The sequence below is a fragment of the Acinetobacter sp. UBA3106 genome (assembly GCA_002365595.1).
Classification (GTDB): domain Bacteria; phylum Pseudomonadota; class Gammaproteobacteria; order Pseudomonadales; family Moraxellaceae; genus Acinetobacter.
Window position 1 is genome coordinate 45,578 of record DFAM01000007.1, and the last position, 18,362, is coordinate 63,939.

Sequence of the window (18,362 nt, forward strand, 5' to 3'; positions counted from 1 at the left end):
GATGAACCTTTTGCCGGGGTCGATCCTATTTCTGTAGGGGATATCAAGGATATTATTCGTAATCTTAAAGATCGTGGCATTGGGGTATTAATTACCGACCATAATGTACGTGAAACTTTGGCCATTTGTGAGCACGCTTATATTGTCAGTGAAGGTGCGGTAATTGCAGAAGGTACCCCGCAAGAAGTGCTTGCAAATGACACTGTGCGTAAAGTTTATTTGGGTGAAGATTTTACAGTTTAATTATTATTTTAAAAAAGGATGATTTTGTATTAAAAAGTGACAAGATCATCCTTATATTAATAAGTATAAAAAAAGACAATTACTTAATAATAACAGGCGTATTAGGGATTAAATGCGTAAGTTCTCATAAAAATAATTGCCATTCACATGATGCTAAAGAATCACAATAACAGGTTTTATGCCAAAAAATTCTCGTAAAAAGCACGCAAAGTCTGATCTGTAGCGTGACTTTGCATATCAGCTATGCTCAGGCAGACAGTTCACAAGCGTTTTTGCAGTCATTTAAGTCAGGCATGAGTCAGGTTTTTTGTTCCAAAATCCAATGAAAACTACAATAAAGCAGATATTCATGCGCTCAGTAACTTTCAATTAGATACCTCTAAGGTCCGCGAAATACCGCAAATACCAGCAACCAATCGCCCGCAGGTGTTTTCAAAAAATCAGGCAGTTTCTCAACCTGATACTCAATTAACCTTTAATGCCACTATTCTCAAGGCATTACAGCGTAATCCGGAAATAGCCCAAAACATATCGGAATTGGCTGTTTAGAATACTTATATCGATATTACTAAAGCTGGTTACTATCCACAGCTTTCAGGAGAAATTTCCACGGGCGACTTGAGCTCTGGTGAGCGTGGAAGTCAAATGATCAGCTTAAATGCGATTCAAATACTCTATGATTTTGGCAAGGTCAAAAAAAGTAGCGTAGATATTCAGCAGGCCAAGCTCGCAACTTAACAGACAGGCGTTTTAATCAGCATTGATAACATGGCTTAGGAAACGGCTACAGCGATTGTTAATATTAAACGTTACCGCGCAATTACTCGTATTGCAATTCCGATAAGCTGAGCAATAAGGCAGGCCAGCAATTCAGTATTACCCCAGGTATGGTAGCCACGGTAGATATTAAAACGGATGAAAAGTCTGTCGTAGATTACCTGATTAAGCCATTCAATAAAGCGCAGGAAGCTTTACGTGAACGTTAATTAGAATTTATAGACCTGTTTAAAAAGCCTCCTTGAGCTAGGAGGTTTTTTGTATCTGCAAGCGGTTAAAAACAGGCTATACTGGCGTAGTGCTGTTATTTATTCCAGATTTATGCCATTTACCATTGCCTCATCCGTTACTTTTGAAGAAGACATTAAAAAAAGTCGCTTTCAGGCGATTGCTGCAGCAGTAGAAAATGAACAGGATGTCAAAAACTTTTTAGAGCTGCATAAAGATAGCACCACAACACATCAGTGCTGGGCCTGGAAAATCGGCCACCATGTACGCTTCAATGATGATGGTGAGCCATCGGGAACTGCTGGACGTCCCATTCTGGCCACCATTGAAGGTAATGAACTGACCAATATCATCGTTCTGGTCAATCGTTGGTATGGAGGGATTAAACTCGGAACGGGCGGTCTGGTTCGTGCCTATGGCGGTTGTGCAGGGCAGTGCCTGTTACTGGCGGAAAAAATCGAACTGATCGAAAAGAAGAAAGTCAGCTTTGCCTGTCAGTTTAACGAATGGGCCATTTTTCAGTATGAATTAAACCAGCAACAGATCGAGTTTAAAGAACAATATACTGCGATGGGCGTAGAGGTGGAAGCCTTGTTACAAGTTCATCAAATAGAACCCTTGTTATTGAAAATTCAGGATGTGACCCGTGGTCGTGAACAACTGAAAATTGTAGAAGAGTCAGACCATGACTGAACAAGATCCGTTATTAAAATATCGTGAACAGCATAAGCATCGTTTGAACTACATGCCTTGGCTGTACTGGTCATTAAAACCGAAAAATCGCGGCTGGGCGGAAGAGTGGCAAAAAGAATATCAAGCTTATTTGATGGAAATGGAAACAGTGGAAATTGGTGAAAACTGTTTCATTTCACCACTGGCCCATATTTTTGCCGAGCCGGGCCGGAAAATTACGATTGGAGACAATTGCTTTATTGCCGCAGATTGTACCTTGCATGGCCCTTTAGAAATTGGCAATGAAGTCGCCATCAACCATCACTGTATTCTCGATGGGGGGCGTATGGGGATCAAGCTGCATGATCAGGTGCGTATGGCCGCATATTGCCATCTCTATGCTTTTGACCACGGCATGGAACTTGCGCAGCCCATTTACCAGCAGGCGGTACGTTCTCAGGGGATCGAGATTGGGCAAGATGTGTGGTTGGGTGCACATGTCGGGGTCAAGGATGGGGTAAAGATTGATGCGCATGCCATTGTCGGCATGAATAGCATGGTCACAAAAAATGTTGAAAAAGCCACTATTGTTGCGGGTAATCCGGCCAGATTTATTCGGCATCGCGATTAAAAAAAATCAATAAAATGAAGATGAATTGGGGTGAAAATTCGATTACATAAAAGCATGCAAAGTATGTAACAGATATGCTAAGTTAAAAATAACAATTAGACTTAAAGCCTGGATTGGCGAAAAGCGAGGCGAAAATGAAACGTGTAATCGCTTGTATTGATTCTTCTCCATGTGTAAACGCGGTTGCTGAAGCTGCGGCATGGGTTGCAAAGCAGACACAACGTGAACTGGTATTATTACAGGTTTTAGATTATTACCCTGCGAGTTATCATTTGGGTGAAATCAGTGGGGTAATTGGGTTTGAAAGTAATGCAATGTTACTCAAAGAACTGGCAGAACTTGAACAAAAACAAAGTGAGCTGGCACTCGATTACAGCAATAATCTTCTAAACCATATTTCTGAAATGATTCAGCAAAAGTACCAGCTCACTGCCTCACACCTGCAAGAAAAAGGCGATTTTCTAGAGCAAAGTTTTCAAGTGCTGAAAGAAGATGATATCGCCGTTATTGGCCGGGTGGGAGAGCGTTCTGCGGAACGAAACAAGCCAATCGGCAGTAATGTGGAAAATTTTATCCGTGGCGCAAAATGTACCGTGATGACTGTCGGAGAGCAGTTTAAGCCCCCAACACGCTTTATTTTTGCTTATGAATATTCACCGACCTGCGTTAACCTGATGAAACGTGTAGCGCAAAGTGATTTACTCAGATTATTACAATGTCATTTGTTATATGTCGGTGATCATCCGGAAATACTGAATGAACCTTCACAGTATTTACGTGATGCAGATCTTGATGTCATTACAGAATACCGTTACGGCGATGTTTCAGAAAATATACTGGAATACCAAAGCGAACATGGTATACAACTGATTGTACTGGGTGCATTTAGTCACAGTAAAATTCGCCAGTTCTTTTTGGGTAGCGTGGCAACCAGTATATTCCGAAATTCAACCGTGCCATTATTGGTGGTGAAATAAGTTAATCATTACTTGATGAATATGGTTAATAATTGGTCATAGTTATCCGCATAACTTGTGGATAACTATATGGACAGTGTTTGTAATTTATTAATAAATAGAGAAAAAAACAAAAAGATTGTTTTTTAACCTTTGTGTCATATTATTTCACTATGGCGATAGCGAAGCCATCATGCCCTTTGCTTCCAACTGTTTGTAATGCAGTACAAGACAGAAGTCGAGGATGTTTTTGCAAGGCTGCAAACATATCGCGAATGCCTTCAATACTTGGCTTGTGGTTTTCTGGATTAATGATCTCGCCGGCACGAATTACATTATCCAGCACAATAATAGTACCTGAATGCGACAGGTTAAGGCTCAGTTCCAGATACTCCGCATAACTCTGTTTGTCGGCATCAATGAAAATAAAATCAAAGGGTTCAAAATCTGCAGGCAATGCTTTCAAGACGTCAGCTGCACGACCTACTTTAAGCTCAATAGTCTGCGGAAGTTTGGCATGATCAATATTTTCCTGACCCAAGGCTGCATGGGTATCACGACCTTCAATAGTCAGGATATAACCATCTTCAGGCAGAGCACGCGCAAGCCACATGGTACTGTAGGCAGCAAAGGTACCCAGTTCAAGCACACGCTTGCACTTGTTCATTTGAATCAGCATTTGCAGCAGCATGCCCTGATTGGGCGCGACTGCGAGGTGATCTGGAAAACCTTTATCTTCAGTGTTTTTTAATGTCTGTTGCAGAATAGGGTCTTCTGGAATTAAATGTGAATCGATGTAGGCATCAATCTCTGTCCACATTTGTTGCATAGTCTGGTCACCTTTGTTGCGATGCATGCATTTTAAACCTTTCCTTTCAGAGTGCAATTTATCGTTTGGATTTCTTGAAAATAGCGCAATAAAAAAGAGATCACCGAGATCTCTTTTTGATATAAATATATAATTTTAAAAATTACACATCGAGCTGTGGCGCGACAGGTCAGGACCCCAGGTACGGTACCCTTGAGTATCAATATGGATTTGACCCGAAGCATAGAGCCCAAGTCCCATATTCAGGCTTTGTCCGTGCTGTGCCCAGAATTGACATAATTTGAATTTGGTATTTTCAATAAATGCATAATCTTGTGCTTGGGGAAGTTCAGGCCCAATACGGAAATCGATGGCTGAATTAAACAAGTGGCGTGACGAATTTGCGCCACCCGCACATTGATTCAGTGGCAAATCCCGATAAACCGAGGTCACTTCAAAGTCGGTCAGCACTTTGGCGGCAACCAGATATTTAAATACGCGCAAAGTTGCAATTTGATTATTCCATAATTCACGATTTGGAATCATGTATTGAGAGCGGCCACATTTTTGCCAGTCACGCGCGGTACGTAATAATTCAAAACTCGGGATAATGTTACCCACACCATTACGTTCCAGAAAAACTTCATATTCACGGACACGATGCAAATTATCACCTAGCGCTACCCATGAATTATAAACATAAGGTACTGTTTTAGGTGGAATTGGGCGTTCAAGAATAATGCGTTCCTGGGGAATGAAGATCCGTTTTCCATCGGGTATTTGCCCTTGTTTCTGAGGAGATGTGGTACATCCAATCATGACAAGTGGGACCAGGCTCAAGCCCAGTAAGCCCTTTAAAACATGCTTCATTATAGAAATCAGATATTTATAAATACGAGTTATTTTAATCTAATTTAAAGGATAAAATTTGAAAATATTGCAATCAAATGTATTTTTTCAGTATAAAAAAAGATCAGCATGGGCTGATCTTTTTTAAGTGTGAAAACGGTCTTATTTTTCCAAGTATTGTAACTTGTCAGTTTTACCGTTCCATTCTTCACGGTCAGCAGGCTGATCACCAATTTGAGTAATGTTTGGCCATTTTTGTGAAAGATCAGCATTAAGTTCAATAAAGACTTCTTGGCCTTCTGGCAACTCATCTTCCGAGAAAATAGCATTTGCCGGGCATTCTGGTTCGCATAGTGCACAGTCAATACATTCATCTGGATTAATTACGAGGAAATTTGGACCTTCGTAGAAACAATCTACCGGACAAACTTCAACGCAGTCTTGGTATTTACATTTAATACAATTTTCAGTGACAACAAAGGTCATGGCGACAGCTACCTAAAAAATTTGGTTCTAATTACTCTTGCTGTATTTTAGGCAAAAATGCTGCTAAGTAACAATTGCTTTTATTGATATTTGTTATATATAGGGCTGTTAATTTTGATAAAAATTGAATATTTCATTAAATATATGTAGTAAATGAAAAAGACTTCTATTTAGAAGTCTTTTTCTGAGCCAGATTAAAATTAGCCTTCTAGTGCATCCTTTAATGCATAAATCTGTTGCAGGGCTTCGCGAGGAGAAAGATTATCCACATCCAGCGACCTTAACAGATTCAGTGCAGGAATCTCTTTTTCAATTTCTACCACACGCTCTATGATTTCAACTGTAGGTTCATCAATTGCGCTAAACAGGTCATTTTGTACAGCTTTACTCAGTTGTTGATGCTGAAGTTGCTGTTTTTCCAGAATCCTTAACCGGTTTTGCGCCTCTTTAATCACGCTAGCAGGAATCCCGGCCAATTTGGCTACCTGTAAGCCATGACTTTGGCTGGCAGGGCCATGTTGCACCTTATGCAGCAGAATTAAATTACCGTTCAGTTCCTTGGCTGTGACATGGTAATTATCAATTCCTGATTCTTTGCCCAGTTCAGTCAATTCGAAATAATGGGTCGCAAACAGGCACAGACATTTAATCCGTTTACTCAGATCAATGACACAGGCCCAAGCCAAAGACAGACCATCGTAAGTACTGGTGCCGCGTCCGACTTCATCCATCAGCACCAAAGATTGGTTGGTGGCATGATGCAGAATCTGTGAAGTTTCGGTCATTTCTACCATAAAGGTTGATTTGCCGGTAGACAGGTCATCTGCTGAACCGATCCGGGTAAAGACGCGATCAATCGGGCCTAATAGCGCCGATTTGGCAGGAACATAGGAACCGCAATAGGCCAGTAAACTGATCAGCGCGGTTTGGCGCATAAAGGTCGATTTACCGCCCATATTCGGACCGGTCACAATGGCCATACGGTGGTTAAAATCCAAAGTGGTGTCGTTTGGGGTAAAAGCGGTTTTGCTTAGAGCTTCCACGACTGGATGACGACCGGCAACAATTTTAACCCCAATTTCAGGGCTGAATTCTGGACGGGACCAGTTGCGTAAACGTGCCTGATGGGCAAAATTGGCCAACATGTCAATCTGTGCGATGGCACTGCTCATCATTTGCAAATTGCCAATGTCTTGACGCAATTCATCCAGCAGCATTTCAAACAGCATCTTCTCACGCGCAAGAGCACGTGATTCGCTGGACAGGACTTTATCTTCAAAAGATTTCAGTTCTGGCGTGATATAACGCTCAGCATTTTTTAAGGTCTGGCGACGAATATAATGATCCGGTGCCTGCTCGGCTTGAGCGCGGGTTAGTTCAATATAGTAGCCACTGACACGGTTATAGCCAATTTTCAGGGTAGAAATACCGGTATTGGCACGCTCTTGGGTTTCCAGATCAATCAGGAACTGGCCGGCATGATCACGGATTTTGCGCAGCTCATCCAGTTCGCTGTCGAAGCCTTCTGCAATGACATTGCCATCACGGAGTAATACCGGAGGATTTTCGACAACGGCAGACATCAGGCGTTGATGTAGGCCATGAAAATCACCCAGTTCATCCGCCAGTTGCTGAATCAGCGCGGACTGTCTAGTTTGGATCATGGGCTGAATGGCATGACGTAGCAGGGGAATCTGGGCGCAGGCTTGACGCAGCTGGACCAGATCACGCGGACGCGCACTACCCAAAGCGACACGGCTCAGCACACGTTCAACATCGCTAATATCTTTCAGCACCAGACGAATTGGTGCTTCATGATAACCATTCAACATGGCAGCAATAGCATCCAGACGGGCATCCAGTATTTTGGTGTCGCGTAATGGCTGCATTAAAGTACGACTGAGCAGTCGAGCACCCATGGCGGTCTGACAGTCATTGATCAGCTGGAATAATGATGTGCCATGATCAAACAATGGCTCGACTAATTCCAGGTTGCGACGCGTGACCGGATCCAGCGCAATAAAATCACTGCTTTGTTCCAGTTGAATGGAGCGAATATGCGGTAAAGCAGTTTTTTGGGTTTCTTTGGCATAATGAATCAGTGCCGCTGCCGCTGCCTTGGCCAGCGGTAAATGATCAATCCCAAAACCAGAAAGAGTCGCTACTGCAAACTGATCACATAAAGTTTTTTGTGCATTGTTCAGGTTGAAATCGACATTCGGGCGACGGGTTACAGGACAGTCGAGCTGCTTTTTAATCTGCTCAATGATATTAGGATCAACAATATCTTCATCTACCACAATTTCACTTGGCATTAAGCGCGAAAGCTCAATCGCCAGTTGCTCTTGTTGAAACTCCTGTTGCTGTACCTTGAAAATACCGGCACTTAAATCGAGCAGTGCTATACCAATCTGACCTTGCTGAAGACAGAGTGCCACAAGATTGGAAGATTGATGACTATTCAATAGCGCATCATCGGTCAGGGTACCCGGGGTAATAATACGCACTACACCGCGTTCAACCGGACCTTTACCAGTCACTTCACCCAGTTGTTCGCAAATGACCACGGTTTCGCCTTTCTTGACCAGACGGGCCAGATAGCCTTCAGCAGCATGATAAGGAACACCTGCCATGGGAATTGGTTCGCCATTGGCCTTACCGCGGTGGGTTAAGGTAATCCCCAATAATTTGGCTGCTTTATGGGCATCGTCAAAAAACAGTTCATAAAAGTCACCCATACGATAAAACATCAGGGAGTGGGGATGCTGCATTTTGACGCTCATGTACTGCTGCATCATTGGCGTTAAGGTGGAAAGATCAGCCATGATTTCCGGGTAACTCATTGAGGTAAAATCCTTAAATATTTAAATAGATCTAATCGTTAAAAAACTTGGCTGTCTCACCAATTTCAAATTCAAGTCTAAAACTCTCATCGCTCAATCTTAGATTGTGACTTTGCTATCATTATTATTTTCAAGCCAACATGATCTATGAAAGAACGCAGTTTCATTCGCTCAGACATCTTATCAAATTTGCATGAATTGCGAAAAATGCTTTGCAGTAAATGGACAAAAATTAGGACAACAGTTGGAGGGGTTTTATCGCAGGGCAGATCGACCGACAATGGAAATGAGATTGCCGGCCGATATGCAATTGGAAAATTCAAGAAGACATTAAGGTTGATGTAAACCGAGCTTGGTCAGATGCAGACGCAAGATACGACGCAATTCTAAAATAGCCTCAGGGGTTTCCTGAATGGAATGATCACCTTTAATAATTTTTTCCGAAACCGCACCGTCCAGATGGGCACTCTTATACGGCACCACATCGTCAGTAATCACATTGATGTCATCACTGTCGGTGATATTGCCAATAATGGAATGGAAAGCCAATCCTTTACGTGGGTTAATGTTTTTAGTTAGTTCAATAAACTTGGACTGATAACTTAAATCACTCGGTCCATTTTGAATCAGGCCATGATCAATCTGCTGTAACAGCTCTTTTAAATCCAGATCCTGACTTTGTAATGTGTCGCCTACAGCAGAGAGAAATGCACTCGGTATACGGATAATTTTACGCGCCGCCTTGGTAAACCAGCGATCAGCGTAATCAGTTCCTTTATGCGGAGTAGCCAGAAAAATCGCACGAGAGAAATTAGGAATGTCCTTGATCACTAAACGTTGCGAAATAATCGGTAATTTTTGAAATTTGTTTAACTGGCGATTATTCATCATGGCTAAGGCTTTTTTGGTCACGTCGGCATCGCTGACCAACAGTCGGGCAATAATGCCGCCCATACTATGTCCAACCAGTACTGCATCTTTTTTGGCCGGGGCATTGGCATCAACCTGGGCAAAGGCTTGGTTCAATAGGGCATAAATCTGGAAACGGCTTTCCATAATCGGCATATTGGTTGAATAGAATACCTGCCAGACCTGGAAGTTTTCTCGTAGCACCGTATCGCCCATAATGTCATTGGTAAGCCGAATCCATGCTTCGGGGCTACTGGCCAGGCCATGGATCAATACAATCACTTTTTTATTCGGATTATAAGGTTCAAGCATATATAAATGCGGCATGGTTAGATGATCATCACGATCAATCAAGGTTAAGTAGGCCGCTCTGCCAAGATTATTTTGTGCCAGCCATAAGCCATAAGGGGTAGAAAAGTTTCCAGCTAGCGGATAGGTTTTGCCGGCCATATTGACCTGATCATATTTGTAAGGATCAAAAGCTTTTATTTCAAATTCTGCATTGTTTAAAATATCTTCTATATTTCTGGCCGATTTAGGCTGTGCAGTCAGGGTTGCCGCTAAATAACGAGCCTGATGAATATTCGGATTGACACCGTTTTTGTAGCTGAAATTCATCGGGTCAATAATATATTTATTTTTCCCTTCGCCAATATCATCCTTGACCTGCGGTAGAACCAGGACAAATTCTGAACCAAAACCATCACGACGGTTGATTGAGCGTAATCCTGAAAAATTCAGGTTATAACTGGAAAGCAGTTGTTCAATTTTCTGGTTTTTCAGTTGGGGATAGTGATCAAAGTTGATCTGATAAATACTTTTGCCCACCTTGACCTGTGGGTCAACTACAGTAGGTTTGTGGCGCAAGGCATAGGCAGTGACCAGTTTAGCCAAGGCTAAATTATAAAAGTCACGTATTTGAACTTGCCGGTTGTCAAAAATGCGGTCCGAGGGCTGACGTTTGGTTTTAAACATGTAGGCGTAGCTATAACGGATACTTTTATCCAGCATATACAGTTGCTGATCCAGACATTTATCATAAGTCACTTGTTGCTGTGTTTGTTTTTCTTCAGATCGGGTACTGGTTAAAGTTCCCGTTTTGCAGTCTGAAGAGTTTTCAAATTCCAAGGCTTTGGCGAGGTAAATTTCACTGGATGTAGAGAGCAATTGCTCATCCTGAATTTGCGGAATCTGTTGCAGTTCCTGAATACACTGGTCAGGTTCATCGGAACAGATTCGGGCTTCGCGGCCGGTCATGGACAGTACGTTTAAACTGGCTTCGCTTAATTTATTGCGGGTAAGAATACTTTCACGTTCATTGGCAATTGTGACATTGATGCCTTGGCTTTTCACGCTCACAATTTGACAGCCTGTAAGCAAATAACTACTCAGCAGCGAGGCAAATAAAACTTTATATATTGGTTTTGGCATAAAGATTGTCAACTAAGTATTGTTTGAATTTTTCTTCATCATACGATATTTCTTCTAATTTTCAATTCGTGCATAAAAAAATAGACCGTTTTGAGCGGTCTATTTAAAAGGCTAATTGAACAATCTAACTTTAAGGTGTTTGAGTCGGATTAAGCACCTGCCATACATTCCAGCGGCCTTGCTTTTCAATTTCAGCAATTAAACGGTCAGCCACTTCAGCTTCTTGCGGATATTTGACTTTGTAATTTTTCAATACCTGAATCGCATTTTTCTTTTGCTCCATGGCAATGTAATTATTTGCCGCGGATAAATACGCTTCCTGCACCCCAGCTTTCATGGCTTTGTCTAAATAAGAAATAGCTTCACGTTGACCACCACCTTCAGATAAGCCAAAACCGAACCAGAAGTTTGCTTCGGCATCATCTGTGTTCATTTTTAAAATGCGCTGTGCATAGGTTAAAGACTTGGTGGTATAGACTGAACCCAAGTCTAGGTTACGCGCCATCACGCTGGCTTTAAATGCACGGATCAACACATCAAAAGAAGCATTGTCTTTAGAAGCCAGGGTATCAAGCTGCTGAGTCACCTGTTTCAGTTTCGCTTCAAAGCCTTTACGTTCCTGACGCTCAGTAAAACGAGGCGGATAATGGCGCGCTTTGCCTTCTACCAGTTGCAAGAAGTCATCAATTTCAGTCACATCAAATTCATTGTCACCCGCCATAACCGCATATTTTAGATTACGTTGATTGCTGTTTACTGTAGGAATAATCAGCTTATTGACATCTAAAATTACTTTTTTAGTCGGATCACCCGGCAGGGTAACTTCCATTTTAGTCACTGGTTGTGCCGCTGCTTGTTTTAATGCAATTTCAAATGGAGGCGGTGCATCATAGTTAAATGGATTCAGCGCATAGAATGGAGCAGTCAATTCCGGTTCAGTGAAAACGATGGGTGTATTCGTATTTTTATTTTCTGTTGGGGTCGAACTACATGCTGAAAGTAAAGAAATAGCAATCAATGTACATGCCAAAGGCTTAAGGGTCATATTGGTCATCCGTTCATTTAATTTTAAAAATTGGTCAATAGGTATGTTCCTCAGTCTAAAAAAACTCTGGGGAACATACAAGTAAGGGCTTGTTAAGATTCAGAACAGCGCTTTAGGCTTTGGATTGACTGCTTTGTGCTTCACATTCACGGCGCACATCTTCAATAATTTTAAGTTCTTCAACACTAAAAGGTTGCTCATTTTGCTGCTGCTTTTTAAAGCTCGGATCAAGCAATGATAGACGCTGACATAAGGTATTCATGCGTTTTTCATTGAGTTGAATCCGGTCTAGCAACACGCGCATACCATCCAGAATCGGGTCAGACTGGTCCTGAGTTGCCGCATAAGGCTGGAAGCCAATGCTTTCCGCATAATCACGACGACGTGCTTCTTCAGCATCCTTCGGTTGATCTTTGGTAATGAAACGGGCCGGGTTGCCAACAGCAGTTGTATTGGGCGGTACGGCTTTGGTCACCACCGCATTGGAACCGACTTTGGCATTTTTACCCACGGTAAAAGGTCCCAGAATTTTGGCGCCTGCACCCACAACTACACCATCTTCCAGCGTAGGATGGCGCTTGCCTTTGTTCCAGGTGGTACCGCCAAGGGTGACGCCGTGATAAAGCGTGACATCATCACCAATTTCGGCAGTTTCACCAATCACCACGCCCATGCCATGATCGATAAAGAAACGGCGACCGATTTTGGCACCCGGGTGAATTTCGATACCGGTTGCAAAACGGCTAAAAGAAGACAGCAGGCGAGCAGAGCCTTTACACTCTTTTTGCCAAAGTTCATGGGCAATACGGTGCATAATCAGTGCGTGTATGCCTGGATAGGTAGTAAGAACTTCTAAGGTGTTTCGTGCTGCAGGATCGCGCGCGAATACAGCCTGTATGTCTTCTCTGAGCTGTTTAAGCATTAGATTGATCCTCTGAAGAATCGGTTGTTTTGTCTGTAGATTTTTTCCATGTACCATTATTCAATGCTTGTACACGGCTAAAGATGCCACGAAGTAAATGGTATTCCATACGGTCTAATTGTATACGTCCAAATAGACGACGCAAGCGTAAAGGCAACAATCGTGGGTTTTTCGGGTCCATAAATTCAATTTCTGCCAGCATTTTTTCAATATGCGGGTAAAACTGTTCCATCTGTTCATGGGTCACCAAAGGTACATCCCACTGCATGTCAATTTCATCAGTGACATGCATGGTGGCGTTAGGGTCTTCAGCCTGATCGGTCAATGCCATGGCGGCCATACGCATTTCATAGCAAATCACCTGAATGGCCTGAGCGACATTCAGTACGCCATAATCGCTATTGACCGGAATAGTGACATGGTAATTGGCCATTGCCAGTTCTTCATTGGTCAGACCGCGGTCTTCACGGCCAAAAATTACCGCAATTTCCTGTTTGTCTTGTACCACTGCCTGAAGGGATTTCTCGGCTGCAGGACGGGCATCGAGCAAAGGCCAGGGAATGGTACGGCTACGCGCACTGGTTCCAAACACCAGATGACAATCTTTAATGGCTTCTTCTAAAGTGGGTACGATTTCAATCTGTTCAATCAAATCGGTAGCACCTGCGGCCAAGGCGTTAATATCCGGATGCGGATAGGTTTTAGGTTCAACCAGCACCAGCTTGGATAAGCCCATGGTTTTCATGGCACGTAAGGCACTGCCAATATTTGCAGGTAAGGTGGTATTGACCATGACAATACGCACATGGGAGAGATGTGCTGAAACCACAGCATTGTCAACTTGACTCATAATGTGTCCGATTAGAATTAAATATTTAAAAATTAAGAATATTGACTGGCTTCAGCCTGATACATATCCATTGCTTCATCCATGCTCACATTGGCTGGAGGAGGCGGGACATTTGCAGGCTTGGCCTGCTCATAACTCACGGCTTTGGCCGCTTTGGATTTGACCTGATATTCAATATGAATCACGTCTTTACCGAAATAGTCGCGTAATTTCGCCAGCAGTTCATCCAGAGGAGCCACGTTCCAGTTTAAGCCCAAGTTGATATCTGCGGACGCATAAGGATAATCAATATGTAATTGCACTGGAATATGGTTACACATATCCACATTACAAAATGGCGTTAAGATCTTGCGTAAATCTTGACTCAATGCTGGGCCTAGATGTTCCGGGTTCAGCTTGATTTGAATGCTATTGGCACGTTTTTGACGTATTTCATTCAGGCTAAACGCTTTGGTCAGGCGTCCCATTGGACGGTCAAAACCTTCACGTTCATAAATTTCGCCTTCAATCACCACCACTTTTTCATTTTGAATAATGTCTTTAAAGCGCTGGAAGCGTTCATGATTGGCTGATACTTCAATACGGGCGGTACCATCATCTAGCGTTACCATCATGCGGTTTGGGAAGTTGGCGATATCCACCACCAGACCGGCAAATACCGTGGTCACACCACGGCGTGTAGGCGTCAGTTCATTAATGCGCTGCGAAATAAATGCTTTTAGCTCTGGACGGTAAACATCAATCGGATGTCCGGTCAGGTACAGTCCTAAGGTATCTTTTTCACCTTTTAAGCGGACTTCATCGGACCACGGTTTAACCGGTTTTGAAGGTTTGCGCTGAACTTCTTCAACCTCACCGAATAAATCCATAATGCCGGATTCACGATTTGAACGCGCCTGTTCAGCCGCTTGTACGGCTTCTGGCAGTTGTGCCATCAGGTCAGCACGTTCAATACCCAGACAGTCCATAGCACCAGCACGAATGAGTGCTTCAAGGGTGCGCTTATTGATTTTTTTCATATCTACACGGTGGCAGAAATCAAATAAATCTTTATAAGGACCTTCTTGTGTACGTGAATCAATCACCGACTGCATGGCCGCTTCACCTACGCCTTTAATTGCACCCAAACCATAGACAATGGTTTTTGAATCACTGGCATGGAACTGATAAATCGACATATTCACGGAAGGAGGCAGCACTTCCAGATTGTTATGACGGCAGTCATCAATCAGGAATACCACGTTATCGGTATTTTGCATTTCCGATGTCATCACCGCTGACATAAATTCAGCAGGATAATGCGCTTTTAACCAGGCTGTTTGATAAGCAACCAGCGCATAGGCAGCCGCATGTGATTTGTTAAAACCGTAGCCTGCGAATTTTTCCATATAGTCGAAGATATGGTTGGCTGTGGCTTCATCGATATCTTTTTCAGCAGCACCCTTAATAAAGATTTGACGCTGCTTGACCATTTCCTCGGGCTTTTTCTTACCCATGGCACGGCGTAACAAGTCCGCACCACCCAAACTATAGCCGGCACAGAACTGTGCTGCCTGCATCACCTGTTCCTGATACACCATAATCCCGTAAGTCGGTTCCAGCACACCTTCTAATAAGGGATGCAGATATTCAAACTCACCACCATGCATACGGTGAATAAAGTCAGGAATAAGATCCATTGGACCTGGACGGTATAACGATACGAAGGCAATAATTTCTTCGAATTTGCTTGGACGTGCTTCCTTGAGCATTTTTTTCATGCCCACGGATTCAAACTGGAATACCGCTGTGGTATTGGCAGTCGCAAATACCTCATAGGCCGGTTTGTCATCGAGTGGAATATAAGAAATATCGACAGGTGTAGTAATATCTGCCCGAGCGTTGATATGCTTGATGGCATCTTCAATTACGGTCAGGTTACGCAGTCCCAAGAAGTCGAATTTGACCAGACCGGCAGCTTCCACATCGTCTTTATCAAATTGTGCGACGCGGTTAGTTCCATCGGCATCGCACATTACCGCTGAGTAGTCGGTCAGCTTAGTCGGTGCAATCACCACACCACCGGCATGTTTACCGGTATTACGGGTAATACCCTCAAGTTTGAGTGCCATTTCCCATATTTCAGCGGCATCGTCATTGTCTGGGTTGGATGGGTTGGTGACGATATCCTTAAGCTGTGGCTCAGCTTCCAGCGATTCTTCCAGACTCAAACCTAAGGGTTTGGTTGGAATCATTTTAGAAATACGGTCTGCCAAACCATAGGATTTACCCAATACACGTGCAACGTCCCGGATGGCACCTTTGGCCGCCATGGTTCCGAAAGTGGCGATCTGAGATACGGCATCTCGGCCATAGGTACGTGCCACATAGTCAATCACGCGGTCACGACCGGCAATACAGAAATCGACGTCAAAGTCGGGCATTGATACACGTTCCGGGTTCAGGAACCGTTCGAACAGCAGGTCGTAACGCAGTGGATCAAGATCGGTAATCTTTAAGCTATAAGCTACCAGTGAGCCGGCACCCGAACCACGACCCGGACCGACAGGTACACCATTACCTTTGGACCACTGAATGAAGTCCATCACGATCAGGAAGTAGCCCGGGAAGCCCATGTCGAGAATAATCTTCACTTCGAAGGCTAAACGTTCGTCATAGGGTTTACGAATTTCAGGCCAGTCTTCATCACGTTTTTCAGGCGGATACAAGAAATTTAAGCGCTCTTCCAGACCCTGTTCGGATAAATGCGCAAAGTAGGTATCAATGGTATGACCTTCCGGAATCGGATAGTCCGGTAAGTCATTAAAGCCTAAACGCAGGGTAACGTTACAACGTTTGGCTATATGGTAGGTATTTTCAATTGCGGTCGGAATGTCTGAAAATAATTCAGTCATTTCTAGCGAATTTTTGAAATATTGTTCTGGGCTATAAGTTTTAGGACGACGGTTATCGCCTAGTACATAACCATCGGCAATACAGACACGCGCTTCATGCGCTTCGAAATCTTCACGGCTAATAAAGTGCACATCGTTATGCGCGACTACACCAATATTATATTTTTTAGCGAGTTTAACCGCTTCTTCAATAAAGGCCTCTTCATCGGGACGCTGAGTACGACTCAAAGCCAAATAAACCCGATTGCCGAATTTTTCAATCCATTCCTGAAGTAGGGGTTCAGCCTTATCTGGATTTGAAGTGATCAGCATTTTGCCGACATCAGATTGCATGCCCAATAGCACAATCAGGTCTTGATGCTGATTGAGAATCCAGTCTTTTTGCACACATGGAATATCGAGTTGCTGACCGCGAATAAAGCCTTCAGATACCAGTTCGGTCAGATTACGCCAGCCTTTATTGGTCATCGACAACAATGTCACACGGTGTTCAGCATTATTCAGGCGAATTTCTGAACCTAAAATGGGTTTAATGCCTTTATCGAGACATTTTTTATAGAATTTTACTGCAGCATGCAGGTTGGATAAGTCGGTAATCGCCAGTGCTGGCATTTCATCATTTGCAGCAGCTTTAATAAGATCAGATACACGTACGATAGATTCTGTAATTGAAAATTCTGTATGTATACCAAGATGAACAAAGTGCATAAATGAGTCCCTGCAAAAACCACTGGATAGTTTAGCATGCTCTAATAAAAGTCATGGATTAATATTTAGCTAATTCAAGCTTAAAATTCGGCTTTTTGCAGCTGAATGGATGATGAGAGCTATACCAGCAGGTTCAACGATTTTGAAACACTGCATCTAGATTGGAAATCACGCTGTATTTCAAATCGCATTTCTAGATACAAAAAAGCCCTCAATTGAGGGCATTCAATGATGGGGATTATCTTAAGCGTGATAGCCATTCACCAAAGGTTTGTACAAATTGTACTAGCAATAACAAGACAATGACGGTCAGGATGACCACACTGGTATCAAAACGCTGGTAACCATAGGAAATGGCCAGATCACCAATCCCACCGGCACCCACGGCACCTGCCATCGCCGTTGCGCCAATCAGGCTAATGGTGGCTGTAGTCAGGTTTAAAATCAGCGAGCTGCGTGCTTCAGGCAAAATAAATTTGAAAATAATTTGCAGGGGAGAGGCACCCATGGCTTGTGCCGATTCAATAATGCCTTCATTTACTTCAAGCAATGAAGTTTCGATTAACCGGCCCATATACGGACCAATATAAATGGTCAGTGGCACAATGGCAGCCCATGTACCGATAGAGGTACCCACCAACAATTTAGTCAGCGGAATAAAGGCAATCAGCAGGATAATAAACGGCAAGGAACGCAGCGCATTTACAATCGGGTTTAAGCCATGATAAATCACCCGGTTTGGCAGAATGCCGTGAGGACGGGTCACCAGTAAAATGATGGCTTGAATAAAGCCCCAAATACAGCCGAACAGCATCGCAAAAAACACCATATGGAAAGTTTCTTGCAGGGCGGTAACAAACTGGTCAATTGAAAGTGAACTTTTCCAGTACGGTGCAGTGATTTCTGTCAGCCATTGAACAATTAAATCTCTCATGCGCTGACTCCAGATCGTTCAACTTTGACGCCATTTTGCTGGAAAAAAGCAATCGTCTGTTCAATTACAGCAGGATCACCCAATAGCTGTACAAACATTTGTCCAATCACTGAACCGTTAATTTCAGTCATATTGGCAAACAAAATATTCAAGCTGATATCAAACTGTTTAATGGC

14 protein-coding genes and 2 pseudogenes are annotated in these 18,362 nt (G+C 43.1%); 5 read left to right on the top strand and 11 right to left on the bottom strand.

Annotated features, from left to right (window positions below):
• The 5 genes and pseudogenes from B4C48_RS02255 to B4C48_RS02275 all read left to right on the top strand — a co-directional run.
• Nucleotides 1–243 (top strand): annotated as a pseudogene (locus tag B4C48_RS02255) (lipopolysaccharide ABC transporter ATP-binding protein); the annotation flags it as partial.
• Nucleotides 244–1,073: 830 nt separating this feature from the next.
• Nucleotides 1,074–1,229 (top strand): annotated as a pseudogene (locus tag B4C48_RS02260) (secretion protein HlyD); the annotation flags it as partial.
• 112 nt (nt 1,230–1,341) lie between these two features.
• Nucleotides 1,342–1,941 (top strand): IMPACT family protein, encoded by a 600-nt coding sequence (locus B4C48_RS02265; RefSeq protein ID WP_291353940.1) that lies wholly within the window; start codon nt 1,342–1,344, stop codon nt 1,939–1,941.
• Entirely contained in the window at nt 1,934–2,551 is a 618-nt protein-coding gene (locus tag B4C48_RS02270; RefSeq protein ID WP_291353848.1) for a DapH/DapD/GlmU-related protein, read from the top strand. The genes B4C48_RS02265 and B4C48_RS02270 overlap by 8 nt, the downstream gene beginning before the upstream one ends.
• 134 nt (nt 2,552–2,685) lie before the next feature.
• Nucleotides 2,686–3,528, top strand: a complete 843-nt coding sequence (locus B4C48_RS02275) for a universal stress protein (RefSeq protein WP_291353850.1) — start codon at nt 2,686–2,688, stop codon at nt 3,526–3,528.
• Between the two features lie 142 nt (nt 3,529–3,670).
• On the opposite strand, the gene B4C48_RS02280 is transcribed toward B4C48_RS02275, so the two are convergent.
• The 11 genes from B4C48_RS02280 to B4C48_RS02330 form a co-directional block, all read right to left on the bottom strand.
• Nucleotides 3,671–4,336 carry an O-methyltransferase gene (locus tag B4C48_RS02280; RefSeq protein ID WP_291353942.1) on the bottom strand — a complete coding sequence of 222 codons (666 nt, stop codon included), beginning with the start codon at nt 4,334–4,336 and terminating at the stop codon, nt 3,671–3,673.
• A 135-nt stretch (nt 4,337–4,471) separates the two neighbouring features.
• Nucleotides 4,472–5,185, bottom strand: coding sequence for a D-Ala-D-Ala carboxypeptidase family metallohydrolase (locus tag B4C48_RS02285; RefSeq protein WP_291353852.1), 714 nt, complete (start codon nt 5,183–5,185; stop codon nt 4,472–4,474).
• A 141-nt stretch (nt 5,186–5,326) separates the two neighbouring features.
• Nucleotides 5,327–5,650: a ferredoxin FdxA gene (fdxA, locus tag B4C48_RS02290; protein ID WP_086197921.1), complete on the bottom strand. Its 324-nt coding sequence runs from the start codon at nt 5,648–5,650 to the stop codon at nt 5,327–5,329.
• Nucleotides 5,651–5,850: 200 nt separating this feature from the next.
• Nucleotides 5,851–8,493 (bottom strand): DNA mismatch repair protein MutS, encoded by a 2,643-nt coding sequence (gene mutS, locus B4C48_RS02295; protein WP_291353855.1) that lies wholly within the window; start codon nt 8,491–8,493, stop codon nt 5,851–5,853.
• A gap of 330 nt (nt 8,494–8,823) precedes the next feature.
• Nucleotides 8,824–10,833, bottom strand: coding sequence for an esterase/lipase family protein (locus tag B4C48_RS02300; RefSeq protein WP_291353857.1), 2,010 nt, complete (start codon nt 10,831–10,833; stop codon nt 8,824–8,826).
• A 130-nt stretch (nt 10,834–10,963) separates the two neighbouring features.
• Nucleotides 10,964–11,878, bottom strand: a complete 915-nt coding sequence (locus tag B4C48_RS02305; RefSeq protein ID WP_291353859.1) for an ABUW_2363 family tetratricopeptide repeat lipoprotein — start codon at nt 11,876–11,878, stop codon at nt 10,964–10,966.
• A 112-nt stretch (nt 11,879–11,990) separates the two neighbouring features.
• Nucleotides 11,991–12,800 (bottom strand): serine O-acetyltransferase, encoded by an 810-nt coding sequence (gene cysE, locus B4C48_RS02310; protein ID WP_291353861.1) that lies wholly within the window; start codon nt 12,798–12,800, stop codon nt 11,991–11,993.
• Nucleotides 12,793–13,650, bottom strand: a complete 858-nt coding sequence (locus B4C48_RS02315) for an RNA methyltransferase (RefSeq protein WP_291353863.1) — start codon at nt 13,648–13,650, stop codon at nt 12,793–12,795. Before B4C48_RS02315 ends, cysE begins: the two co-directional genes overlap by 8 nt.
• Before the next feature lie 32 nt (nt 13,651–13,682).
• Nucleotides 13,683–17,252: a DNA polymerase III subunit alpha gene (dnaE, locus tag B4C48_RS02320; RefSeq protein WP_291353865.1), complete on the bottom strand. Its 3,570-nt coding sequence runs from the start codon at nt 17,250–17,252 to the stop codon at nt 13,683–13,685.
• A gap of 238 nt (nt 17,253–17,490) precedes the next feature.
• Nucleotides 17,491–18,186 (bottom strand): methionine ABC transporter permease, encoded by a 696-nt coding sequence (locus B4C48_RS02325; RefSeq protein WP_291353866.1) that lies wholly within the window; start codon nt 18,184–18,186, stop codon nt 17,491–17,493.
• Nucleotides 18,183–18,362: NIL domain-containing protein (locus B4C48_RS02330; RefSeq protein WP_291353868.1), on the bottom strand; the 180-nt coding region annotated here is incomplete at its 5' end. The genes B4C48_RS02325 and B4C48_RS02330, both read right to left, overlap by 4 nt.

Excerpts from the sequence above, each read along its gene's own strand:
- B4C48_RS02285 (WP_291353852.1), bottom strand. The coding sequence starts at position 5,185 with ATGAAGCATGTTTTAAAGGGCTTACTGGGCTTGAGCCTGGTCCCACTT.
- B4C48_RS02325 (WP_291353866.1), bottom strand. The coding sequence starts at position 18,186 with ATGAGAGATTTAATTGTTCAATGGCTGACAGAAATCACTGCACCGTAC.
- fdxA (WP_086197921.1), bottom strand. The coding sequence starts at position 5,650 with ATGACCTTTGTTGTCACTGAAAATTGTATTAAATGTAAATACCAAGAC.
- B4C48_RS02270 (WP_291353848.1), top strand. The coding sequence starts at position 1,934 with ATGACTGAACAAGATCCGTTATTAAAATATCGTGAACAGCATAAGCAT.
- B4C48_RS02265 (WP_291353940.1), top strand. The coding sequence starts at position 1,342 with ATGCCATTTACCATTGCCTCATCCGTTACTTTTGAAGAAGACATTAAA.
- mutS (WP_291353855.1), bottom strand. The coding sequence starts at position 8,493 with ATGAGTTACCCGGAAATCATGGCTGATCTTTCCACCTTAACGCCAATG.
- B4C48_RS02275 (WP_291353850.1), top strand. The coding sequence starts at position 2,686 with ATGAAACGTGTAATCGCTTGTATTGATTCTTCTCCATGTGTAAACGCG.
- B4C48_RS02300 (WP_291353857.1), bottom strand. The coding sequence starts at position 10,833 with ATGCCAAAACCAATATATAAAGTTTTATTTGCCTCGCTGCTGAGTAGT.
- cysE (WP_291353861.1), bottom strand. The coding sequence starts at position 12,800 with ATGCTTAAACAGCTCAGAGAAGACATACAGGCTGTATTCGCGCGCGAT.
- B4C48_RS02315 (WP_291353863.1), bottom strand. The coding sequence starts at position 13,650 with ATGAGTCAAGTTGACAATGCTGTGGTTTCAGCACATCTCTCCCATGTG.
- dnaE (WP_291353865.1), bottom strand. The coding sequence starts at position 17,252 with ATGCACTTTGTTCATCTTGGTATACATACAGAATTTTCAATTACAGAA.
- B4C48_RS02280 (WP_291353942.1), bottom strand. The coding sequence starts at position 4,336 with ATGCAACAAATGTGGACAGAGATTGATGCCTACATCGATTCACATTTA.
- B4C48_RS02305 (WP_291353859.1), bottom strand. The coding sequence starts at position 11,878 with ATGACCCTTAAGCCTTTGGCATGTACATTGATTGCTATTTCTTTACTT.